Source organism: Xanthovirga aplysinae (genome assembly GCF_009711365.1).
In the GTDB taxonomy this organism is placed as follows: domain Bacteria; phylum Bacteroidota; class Bacteroidia; order Cytophagales; family Cyclobacteriaceae; genus Xanthovirga; species Xanthovirga aplysinae.
The window spans coordinates 1-11,220 of the sequence record NZ_SMMB01001200.1; the positions used below are offsets into that span (position 1 = coordinate 1).

9 protein-coding genes and 1 pseudogene are annotated in these 11,220 nt (G+C 36.1%); 6 read left to right on the forward strand and 4 right to left on the reverse strand.

The window, feature by feature from the left end; translation table 11 throughout:
- The 3 genes from E1171_RS16585 to E1171_RS16595 form a co-directional block, all read left to right on the forward strand.
- Nucleotides 1-1,153: T9SS type B sorting domain-containing protein (locus E1171_RS16585; RefSeq protein WP_155207171.1), on the forward strand; the 1,153-nt coding region annotated here is incomplete at its 5' end.
- The gene (locus E1171_RS16590) at nucleotides 1,150-2,070 is read left to right on the forward strand and encodes a PorP/SprF family type IX secretion system membrane protein (protein ID WP_155207172.1); all 921 of its coding nucleotides are present in this window, start codon (nucleotides 1,150-1,152) and stop codon (nucleotides 2,068-2,070) included. The genes E1171_RS16585 and E1171_RS16590, both read left to right, overlap by 4 nt.
- Nucleotides 2,071-2,885: 815 nt before the next feature.
- The gene (locus E1171_RS16595) at nucleotides 2,886-4,229 is read left to right on the forward strand and encodes an insecticidal delta-endotoxin Cry8Ea1 family protein (protein WP_155207173.1); all 1,344 of its coding nucleotides are present in this window, start codon (nucleotides 2,886-2,888) and stop codon (nucleotides 4,227-4,229) included.
- 252 nt (nucleotides 4,230-4,481) lie between these two features.
- Here E1171_RS16595 and E1171_RS16600 read toward each other — a convergent pair whose 3' ends face one another.
- On the reverse strand, nucleotides 4,482-5,786 hold the full coding sequence (locus E1171_RS16600; protein WP_155207174.1) for a serine hydrolase domain-containing protein: 1,305 nt from the start codon (nucleotides 5,784-5,786) through the stop codon (nucleotides 4,482-4,484).
- 432 nt (nucleotides 5,787-6,218) lie between these two features.
- Between E1171_RS16600 and E1171_RS16605 the strand changes: the two genes are divergently transcribed.
- The 3 genes from E1171_RS16605 (at nucleotide 6,219) to E1171_RS16615 (ending at nucleotide 8,633) form a co-directional block, all read left to right on the forward strand.
- A complete protein-coding gene (locus E1171_RS16605; protein WP_155207175.1) occupies nucleotides 6,219-6,803 on the forward strand; it encodes a Crp/Fnr family transcriptional regulator in 585 nt (194 codons plus the stop codon).
- A 214-nt stretch (nucleotides 6,804-7,017) separates the two neighbouring features.
- Nucleotides 7,018-8,181 (forward strand): nitroreductase family protein, encoded by a 1,164-nt coding sequence (locus E1171_RS16610; protein ID WP_155207176.1) that lies wholly within the window; start codon nucleotides 7,018-7,020, stop codon nucleotides 8,179-8,181.
- A 284-nt stretch (nucleotides 8,182-8,465) separates the two neighbouring features.
- On the forward strand, nucleotides 8,466-8,633 hold the full coding sequence (locus E1171_RS16615) for a pinensin family lanthipeptide (RefSeq protein WP_155207177.1): 168 nt from the start codon (nucleotides 8,466-8,468) through the stop codon (nucleotides 8,631-8,633).
- Nucleotides 8,634-8,884: 251 nt separating this feature from the next.
- On the opposite strand, the gene E1171_RS16620 is transcribed toward E1171_RS16615, so the two are convergent.
- The 3 genes and pseudogenes from E1171_RS16620 to E1171_RS16630 form a co-directional block, all read right to left on the reverse strand.
- A complete protein-coding gene (locus E1171_RS16620) occupies nucleotides 8,885-9,712 on the reverse strand; it encodes a tetratricopeptide repeat protein (RefSeq protein WP_155207178.1) in 828 nt (275 codons plus the stop codon).
- Entirely contained in the window at nucleotides 9,709-10,233 is a 525-nt protein-coding gene (locus tag E1171_RS16625; RefSeq protein WP_155207179.1) for a hypothetical protein, read from the reverse strand. Before E1171_RS16625 ends, E1171_RS16620 begins: the two co-directional genes overlap by 4 nt.
- A 677-nt stretch (nucleotides 10,234-10,910) precedes the next feature.
- Nucleotides 10,911-11,220, reverse strand: a pseudogene (locus E1171_RS16630) (PD40 domain-containing protein); the annotation flags it as partial.

The window sequence follows — 11,220 nt, forward strand, 5'->3', positions numbered from 1 at the left end:
GCTGAGTAAATCCAACTTTAGCTGCGCAGACTTAGGGGAGAATTTTGTTGATTTGAAGGTTACAGATGGAAGTGGGAATAGTGCGAAAGTTTTGACTAGGGTAAACGTTGTTGATCATATACTTCCTGAGATAATTTGTTTGAATAATATCAATAGGAAAAATGACCCGGGGTTTTGTGGGGCTAATATCGAGATTGAAATTCCTGTGGTCAGTGATAATTGTTCTGTTAGCTCCATTATCAATAATTTCAATAATACATTAGAAGCCTCTGGTTTTTATCCGGTAGGGACTACTGAAGTGATTTATACTGTAACGGACTTCTCAGGAAATTTTACCAATTGTAGTTTTCTTGTAGAAGTAGTGGATAATGAGGATGCTACCTTGGCTATCTCAGGAGATGATGTCATTATTTGTAAACCGGAATATAGGTTAAGTGCTAATGATCCTGTGGTGGGAAAGGGAAAGTGGCAATTGGTTGAAGGAAGAGCAACGATTTTAGATCCGGAAGATCCGAATACAAAGGTTACCAACCTCGGTGAAGGGAAAAATGTTTTGGCGTGGGTTATTTCAGCAGCCTGTGAAAGTAATAGGGATGAGATTGGAATTGATTACCAACCATTGGAAGTTGATGCTGGAAAAGATAGGGTAATTTTTTCCGGGGAGCAGATCATATTAAATGCCACGAATGGAAAGAATGAAAAGGGTTCCTATTATTGGGAACCATCGGAAGGCCTGAGTAATCCTAATATTCCTAACCCAGTGGCAATTCCACTTCAAACAACATCTTATACGGTAACATTTACTAATGAAGAGGGATGCTCTAATTCTGATGAGATTTTAATAAAAATTGACGATTCCAATGAAATTAAACCGGCTAAAGGCTTAAGTCCCGATGGAGATGGAATCAATGATTTTTGGAGAATAGTGGGAATTGGAAACTTTCCGGAAAATAAAGTGATCATCTTTAACCGCTGGGGTGATATAGTTTTTAAGATGATTGGCTATGATAATGCGGAAAACGTTTTTGTTGGTAGAGCAAATCATTTTAAGAAGCGAGGGGCAGGGGATCTTCCCGAAGGCACTTATTTCTATTCAATTGAACTGGGTAATAAAAGCAAGGCTTCCAAAGGCTTTTTTGTTTTAAAGAAATGAAAACCCCAAATAGAAATAAAATATTGGTTGTTTTACTCGTGTTTATTACGGTTTGTAAATCCAATGGACAGCAATTAGCTAGTTTTACTCAATATTCCTACAATATGTTGTCGGTAAATCCTGCTTATGCAGGGTATGAGGTGCACCCCAATTTAACTTTATCCACCAGAAAGCAATGGGTGGATGTTCCTGGGGCACCTTTCACTGCCAGTTTGTCCCTAAATGGTAGGCCGGAAAACCACCAAAAAATAGGGTTGGGGTTAATAGCTCATTCAGATAAAATTGGAGTTTCCACCACAACTAAGGTCTATGCAGCTTATTCGCATAAGATTATTTCTAAAAATAAAAATTCCTATACCAATTGGTATTTTCATGAGACCACTTTATCCTTAGGGCTTTTGGCAGGTTTCGATAATTATTCTGAGGATCTCCAGGCTTTAGATCTCAATAATGATCCTCATTTTTCGGAAAGTTATTCTGCTATGGTACCTAATTTTGGCTTTGGGATATTTTTTAGTGCTAATAGTTATTTTGTAGGGTTTTCGGTTCCAAAGCTATTTGGTTCAACTTTGAATATATCCAAAGAGTTAACTATTGATGTTCGGAACCATCTTTTTTTAATGGGTGGTAAGATATTTCCCTTAACCAGAGATTTAAAACTAAAACCTATTATTTTCTTAAAATATGTAAGGGGAGCTCCTCTTCAGGTTGACCTCAATACGAATTTATTATTAAAGGAAAGAGTCGAACTGGGGCTTACCTATAGGCCTAATACCTCAATCAGCCTAATATCCATAGTAAATTGCAGCAAGAAATTGAGTTTAGGGTATAGTTTTGATTACAGCAGGGTAACAGACGTGTCTTTGTCATCTCACGAACTCATAGCTCAATTCAGGTTTATTCCCTTAAACCATTAAAATTTGATGATAATAATTGATTTAAGGTCATAGGATTGGACCTACCTAATGGCTGGATTACCATATTTTTCATGAACTCTTTTCACTTGATTAAAGAATGATTGTTTAATTTTTTGTTTGAAAAAAGGTATTCCTAGTAAAGCAGTTCATTGTTTATGTTGAGGGTTTTTTAGAAAGGTGCACACTCTTTAAGGAATCAAGCTACTGCTCTAGCCTTTGAAAGCGGCTATATAATTGATATTGGCCAGGTTGCTGATGTATATGGAATTTCAACTGTGAATTATCGAGTATTTGTATTATAAACATGTGAAAATCAAGAGGAAATAATTCTTTAATCGACTGGCAGAAATAATAGCACAGTAATTTTAATGCTGGGCGGTCATGGAAATTCAGCTTCCCTTGACCAAAGTGGCATGAGTAATATGGGAGTAATTAGGAAGTCCGCATTTCAAAGGGACTGGGTAACATCTACTATTTCGGTGAAGTGGAAAGGGTAAGGTTATTATTTCAAGCAACAATCTAATTCATTTTGAGCACTCAAGCTTTCACAAAGTGTGGCGTCAAGAATTGCCTGGCCTTCCTCTTTTGTATGGCCATTAATCATTTCATTCATTTTTTGTGCTTCCACCCCGTAAAATAGTGGGAGTTGTGAATTAGTTTATCGATAGGCTTTTTTGAAAATATTCAAATTAAGAAAAACTAAATCCCACATTATATTTTTTCTAATTTTTTAAATAAAACAATGAAAAATTAGGATTGGAGCCATTAAAGAAGACATTTACGAGTAAAACTTTTTTAACTCAACATTTAATGATATGAAAACGAAAACAAAAACGCTTCTTTCTAAGGCTATTGTTTTTACATTGGTGTTAGGAATTTTATTATCAGCTTGTCAGCCGGATGTTTTGAATGAGGTAGAGGCTACTAATAATGACCTCATGTTTAGTACATCATCTATCCCCACCAGTGATATTACTTCCACATTAAGGGATGTAACTTTGCATGGTATTTTTGAGATAGAACCGGCAGGTTTACTTTTAGGGGGATTAGCGACTTTTTTGTGGCCAGAAAGTGAAGAGGATGTCTGGGAAGAAATAAGAGAAAAAGTTGAAGCTTTAGTTGACGATAAAATCTCAGATTTTAACTATAAGTTGGTTAGCGAAGATTTGCAAGGATTGAAAAATGTATTAGATAGGTATCAAATGGCAGAACCGGACTCCGGAGGTTCAGGTCAAGTTAAAATAGACCTTTTCCTTAATGCCGATGATGCCTTTGTAGAAGCCTTACCTCATTTCCAATCAAAAGATGATCAACTTACATTACTTCCCCTATTTGCACAATTTGCTAATTTACATTTAGGTCTACTTCGTGAGGGGGCTCTATCTGGTTTAGATTGGGGGATGTCTGAGGCCGATGTTCAGAATATAAAGTTAAATTTAACAAGTGCGATTCAGGAATACTCCGACTATGCGGATATAGTTTATAAAGATGGATTGAAGGATCTTACAAATAAATATCCAGACTATCAAAAAGATGTTCAACAGTTCAATCAGGTAAATCCTTTTATTCGTGAAATGACTTTAACAGTACTTGATTTCAGAGAAATGTGGAATTATTTTGATATAACCCAATATCCAAATGGAGCAGACGTTTACCTTGACCGTGTGATTTACTCCGATGCAGTAGGTACTGTAGATCATAGTAGTAAGTTCTCTCTTTATGATACACCACCAACTCAACTTATCTCAACAATTGAGGTTTGGGGATGGGATCGTATAGACGCAATCAAGGTAACCTACCCTGCAGGTGGTGGGCCTGATGGTATTACAGCGACCCCACGTATGGGTGACAGTAGCGGAGGAAGCTCTGAACCACCTCACGGAGGGGTATTTGACTTAAGTAGTAGCTCTGGGCCAGTAGTAGAGGTTACAGCTCGGACAGGAGATATATTAAACGCTTTGTTTTTTAAATTTGCAGACGGCTCTGTAAGCAATAAGCTTGGAGGAAACTACCCGGGGGGTAGTGATAAAGTATTTAGTTATCCTGGTCATAATCTTGCAAGTGTTAAAGTTATGGGGGTAAGTCAGTTTTATAAAAGTGCTGACTGTGCTGTTTTTGGATTTCAGTTAGAAAAAAATCAAAATGTTTCTTCTCTTTAGTAGGGGAAAAAATTATAGATTAACTTTTGATAGAGCTCCCTTTTTTCATGGGGAGCTCTTAACATTTGTAAATTTTAAGTAATAATTTAGCTTATTATTCAGCGGCTTCTTTTGATTGATGCTTCTAAGCAATGACAATTTAAGGGGAGAAATAAATGAAAAGCCTTTAATGATGATCCAACAAGCTGGAAAATATAAGTGGATAGATTGAGTGTTTCTACAGTCCTTCTATTTTTGTGGGTTGATAAATTTTTAATCATTAATGGCTTGTCCTACCAGCAAAGGAAATTTCCAACGTGTTTGATCCGCATTAACTTCTTGAGTCTGCTTCAATATTATTCCAATAATTTGTTCTTCAGGGTCTGCAAAATATTGGGTGTTAAAGTATCCTTCCCAACTAAATGATCCAATACTACCTTTTCCTCCAGCATTCTGTCCTATTTGACTTTGGACTAAAAAAGCTAAACCATAGTGGGCTCGAGGATCTCCCCATAAATCTTGAATATGGTTTGCCATGATTGTTTGGACTGTTGTTCTACTGAGCAATCTTACGCCATTTAATTCCCCATTGTTTAAATACATTTGTAGAAATTTAGCATAATCTTCTGCGGTACTGCAAAGTCCTGCACCACCCGAAAAGAACTGTTTTGCACCTTTAATAGGGTAATCAGGATCATAAAATGTAATTGGGTAGCTCACCCATTTGTTCCTTTCTTTTTTTTGGACTGTTACTAATCTCTTTTCTTTATGTTTTGGCAGATAGAACCATGTGTCATCCATTCCCAAAGGAGCAAATATTCGAGAGCGAAAAAATTCATCCAATGGTATCCCCGAAACTACTTCAATGAAATATCCAAGGACATCATAACTTTCTCCATAGGTGAATCTTTCACCTGGATTGTGATGTAGAGGAAGAAGCGCAAGCTTTTTGATATTTTCACCAATGGTTATTTCACGCGTTGTAAACAAATCAACAATTCCAGATTCTTCGTAAATTTTTCTGAATCGTTCATCACTATCAATAACGCCATATCCTATTCCAGAAGTGTGCGTCAAAAGATGTCTAATTGTAATTTCGGTTTTTGCTGGTTTTGTCAAATAGGTTCCATCCGCAAGCAAAGAATCAAGTACTCGAGGATCTTTAAATTCAGAAATATACTTGGAAATAGGGTCATCTAAACTAAATTTACCTTCTTCCCACAGCATCATTACGGCAGTTGCAGTAATTGCTTTCGTCTGGGATGCAATCCGAAAAATATCATCTCTTCGTAACTCTCTTTCGGTTTTGGGGTTAGCTACACCAAAGGCTTTGTGGTAAACAATTTTACCATTTCTAGCAACCAATACAACCATACCTGGCAAGTCGCCTTCTTGAATAGTTTGTATACACATAGAATCAATTCGCGCTAATCTTTTATCTGACATCCCAACCTCTCCAGCAGTTCTGCCCCTAAGTGGGTGAGATTTGTGGGTTGATATCGATTGACCTATAACATAAGAATAGGAAAGAGTCAGGAGCAGAATTAAAAATATTTTCGTCTTTTTAGTGGCTTTCATTTTTAATAATTGTTTTGAAAATTAAAATATTCGTTACCAATGGCTTCAATTTTACAATACAAATATCAAGTAAATTCGGTGAAGGGGGTTTTCCTAAAAGTCCAATTACTTATCTGAGAAGGCCGACCAAAACTTTGGAGGAGTCTTTATCTTTGAAAGATGGTTTTGTTACAAGGAATTTTAAGGGCAATGATTTTCTCTTTGTAAGATCTGTTAATTAAAAATTCAATTGTAAGTATGGGTTAAATTGTCTTTCATTAGGTGGATTCCTCCTTTTGGTCATTTTTTCAAATTTTCAAAATTTAATTCCAGATAGTTGTAAAGTGGAAGTAAGGAACTTAACGCATTTTTACAACATATATAGTATATTAAACCAGGATATTATACCCCATAAGGGATTCACGGTAATTGGCAGTAATTAAAAAACAAAAAATGAATTCTCTTGCTGCAGAGATACTTGATAATTTTCCCTTCTTAGAAGGAGATGACGTTGACCTTTTGCTTTCAGTTTCTATAGTGAAAGAAATCCCTGCTGGAACGATCTTAGTTGAAGAGGGCGAAATAAATGCAAATGTCCATCTTGTTTTGAAAGGGTTGCTGAGGTCTTATGTAATCACCTCTGCCGGGGAAGATCGGACTTTATTAATCAGCAAGGAGAAAATGCGAACCGCTTCCTTTAATTCATTCTTGAATAACGCTCCATCTGAAATAACTATTGAGTCTATAGAACCTTCAAAAATTTTGGTTATTGAAAGTGAAAAATTTCAAAAGCTTGCTGAATCAAATAAGAATCTAGTTTTACTTGCAAAAGAAGGGATGCATCTCTTTTTGGCTGACGCCATGGAAAGGTTACATTTTTTTACAGTACTTTCTCCCGAAGAGCGATTTATAAGTTTTCGGGAAAAGCATCCGGATTTAATCCAGCGAGTCCCTCAAAAATACCTTGCTTCATTTCTAGGCGTAACAACAGTCTCCTTATCTAGAATTAAAGCACGAATTGCTAAAAGTCGTCGGTAGAAAGCTTAATTATCTTTTGTTATTTCTAACACCCTTTGCTCCCTTTTACTTTTGTATAAAAAGAAAATCAAGGCAGTAATGATCAAAAGAATTGGTCAAAAGGTTTGAATTACTGCTATAGCAGTACTGGAAACGGTAATCTCAGAAGAAAAGGTGTGATCGCTTTTGGGCAGTAGAAAAACTGAACTTTTAAGAACTCATAAAACTTTTTATCATGTTAAATTATTTAAAAAACATAAAACTAAGACTTCAATTTACTGGTTGGTTGCAGTATATCCTACCAGTGGTTGTAGCCATATTTTTTCTAGGTATTGCCGGATTATTTGGTGTTCTTAATTTTTTGAACTTAAGCTATGTATTTCTCACAATTAGTGTATTACTATTTACCATCACGCTATTTGACATTACTACCATAAAATTCAATATACGCCCAACAGAAAGTCTTCCTAGGCGTAGGGATGATATGGATGCATTTGATTTAATGAGGACAAGGCGTTCTTGTCGTTCATTCCAAAACCGTAAATTAAAACCTTCTGACTACAGTGAACTCCTGAATGTTGTTCGAGAGGTTAACCACCAAAATAATAATAAGATTGGTCACAATCCTATTCGGTTCGAATATATCAATGCCCCTCTTACCGTTTGGCCAGTGGTAGGGGCTCAAGAATTTTTTGTGGCAATTGCTCCGAAAAACTATAGCCGACAATCCATTGTTGATGTAGGTAGGAACTTGCAAAAAGTTGTACATCATGCAACAAAGATGGGACTGGGTACTTGTTGGATTGGTCCGGGCGCTGATCAGAGCAGTATTGCCCAGCATTTAGGTGATCAATTTAATTCCGAAAAAGATCATATTGTTTGTGTATGTGCCATAGGCTACAAATCATGGTTTACACCTTTCTTTTTACGGATAATGGCTTCTGTAGTTCAACATAGACGACTACCAATTTCTTCTCTTTTCTTTACAGATTATCAATTTAAAAAGCCGTTAGATGAGAAGGTAGCCCCTTTTGATCGTTTTGGGCGTTGCTATGAGGTTTGTCAATGGGCACCATCTTCATTTAATTCACAAACAACGCGATGTGTGGCTGTAAAGGAAATAACAAATGAAGAACATAGAAATGGAAATACTATTCCAGCAAAAAAAAGTGAAATTAAATTGAAAAGATTTGACTTCTATACCTCTACTAAATCGCGGTTCTACTCCCCCGTTGCATTAGGGATTTGGTTTGCCAATTGGGAAATAGGATGTGAGGCATTAGGAATTAAAGGACATTTTGAAATACTCTCTGAAAATGATAGGAGTGTTTCTACAATGGGTAAAGTATCGGAATTACCCATATACGATGTGAGTTGGGTCTTGGATGAAGCAAATTGAAAAAGGGAATATGATGTGGAAAAATCCTAGTACCCTAAAGAGGTGTTACTATTTATGTGCTAACCGTTAGAGGCATTTCTGAGATTTTAATGGGAAAGAACATGCACCCCTGTTGTCGGAGGTATTTTGCTCTTACTTATCTTGGAAGTAGAATTGATTACGACTAGATTAATCCCAGTCCATTTTATCTACAAACCAAAACCCCACTATTTCATCACAAAAATTTTATCCCCATTCAGTATATTTTTACCTTCTTCTTTTTAACAAACCATAACAATTATACCATGAAAAAGAAAAAATTAACCTTAAGCGATTTAAAGCTAGAAAGCTTTGTTACTTCTCTAGACTATGGAAAAGAAAATACAATTAAAGGGGGTGCGCCAGAAACCTTTTACTGTAAGGTTTCAGTTGAGATTCCTTGTACACCTGAAACTCGTACTGACTGCCAATAGTGAGAAGGTTAAACTTCAAAAACGGCTTATTTCAGATTATAGGCCGTTTATTTAATCCTTTTCTTTGTCTTCTTCCACTTCTCGGGCAGGTGGAAGTAATTACCCTTTACTATCTGCACACAAGATATCCGCTTGAAAATTAAAAAGGATTTCTAATGATTTTGCCAAAATGAGTAAGAATCTGATTTGCTAGAATCCATAAAGAATAAATCAAGGAATAACTGTCAAATGGCTCTGTTCCCATATTCATTTTAGCGAGTGTGGTAAGCCGTTTTTAATTCCTTTTCAATATCTTCTAAATAAATTTCATCAATTAACTGGCTATATGGGTCATGCATGTGATATCCATCTTCATATAATATTTTAGCCTCCTTCAAAAGCTCAATACAATTTTCTATTTGACCAATTTCTTTGAAAACCATTGCCGAATAATAATGATTTTCAGCCAGGTTATTTTGTTCTTTTTGCTTTTCAAAAGCAGCTATGGCCTCATCATACATTTGGGTATTCAGATATAAGACCCCAAGATGTAAATAATCAAATGCTCCAATATAAGTTTCGGTTTCAATCTGATTCACTAATATTTCGATGGCATTTCTTTTCTTACCTAGCTCCTTATGACATAAAGCCTTGACTACATTTAAATGATAAGTTCCATTTGATGTTGGGCCAATATCATAGGTTACCATACTGTCCAGTTGTTCAATATCTGCGATCGCTCCTTTATAATCAGCAAAGAACTTATACCTCAATGAAGCACGAACACCTAAATACTGGAGTGGATCATATTCGACTGCCTTGTCAATTAATTTTTTCCAGGTAATAAAATCACCACTTTTTACATAAGGTGCTGCCTTTTCTCTATATGCATAGGCAAAATATGGGTAAATTTCCAGGGCTTTGTCCAATCCTTCCTGGTATTCTTTTGAAAACTGATAATATTTTTTTTCTACCCTTTCAACCAATTTACATGCCTTGTATTGCAAACTATCACCATTATAAAGAAATGCATTGCAGTTCAGTTGTCCATATGATGATATGTTTGACAGCAAAAGCAAAAGAAATATAGCTTGTTTCATGGCAGGATTTTGACAATTTTTCCTTGATGAATTTTAAAAATCAGGTATTGGTAGTAATCTACAGTTTCTTCCTCAAATGTCTTAGGTTTCCATCCTTTTAAGCTTTTAGTAATATTAAGAATTTGATGGGTAATCGACTGATCGATTTTTATTTGATTATAATTTTCATCCATTGATAGTATTCTAAACCGATCTGTTTCGCCCTGGCAATTAACTATAAATCTTATCCTAATCAGCCCACTTTCCTTTGCAGCTATTGTGGTATCATATCGTTCTTCAAATTCCTTAATAATGGCATGTTTTTCTCCCTCATATTCTAGTCCCTTACTATTATTGAAATATTGTAAAACACCATCTTCTCCATGACACAGGGCAAAACTTTCATCATCCAAAGTTGGATCAAACTGTATGTCATCAACCCATCTTAGGTATTCATTAGAGCTTGAAGGTTTCTTTCTAGATTGACAACCTGAGATCAAAGTCAGTAGAATTATTAATATGAATGATATTTGAATATGCATATTCTATTAAGCGCAATGTCCCGTGTATGAAGGGGAGCTTTGGATTGTGTGTTGGAATTGAGTAGTTATGATGTTATACATATCATGTGTGTCCAGAATGGGTACCTTTTAACCTACCAAAAATAGGTTAATTATCTAGAGGATGCAAGTCCTAATTCGCAGTGTACGAAGCAGAGGTATTAGCAATTGGCACGGTGTTTTTCCGCGAGGAATGCACTGAAGTAAGGGAGAATGTTAATCCCGCTACTGACAAACAGGAATCACCTAAGAGACATGCCAGTTAGGATGAGTAAGCACACCTTTGTGACGTCCGAACTTTCCCCCAATGAAGGGAAGGCCAAAAGGATTTGGACACCTGACATGTAGATATGGCAGGCGTTGGAAGAAAGAAGTTGGCCTTACCCGGGGTAGATCTCATCTGATTTTGGTGAGAAGTCAGTTGATACCATAGTAGCTGAAAGGTGCTGATAGCAGACGCGTAGTAAAACCTTAGCCCCAAGTTAGGAAGAGAGAGCTAGGAGAATTTTGTTTTATGTTGTACAGCATAGCTTTCACCTCAAATGGAGTTGAATCTTATGCTGTACATATACCATAGAAGTTTCTAAAAGTATCTAACGGCCTTATCCTAGACCCTTAAGTCCTGTGGTTTGTGAGGCGAACTGGCGGTCATTTGACCGTCATCCGTCAACACGTTTAGCAGACGTTTGATTTTTGACTAAGTGCTTTTCTTTTAATTTGTTTATAAAGTCCGTGGATGAGTAATAAATATTCCAACTTCCATTATCAAATGACTTTGATTTGAGTTTGAACTGATCAACTGATTCCAAGGCTTGAGGTTTATATTCATCAATAATCCGATTACTTGAAAAAATAAACATTTTACCATCTGTAGTGACATAAGGGCAAACTTCCCGTGAAGCAGAATTGATTTGTTTTCCTAAATTCTCAGGTTCTGACCATTCATTATTGATATTGAAACTAATATAT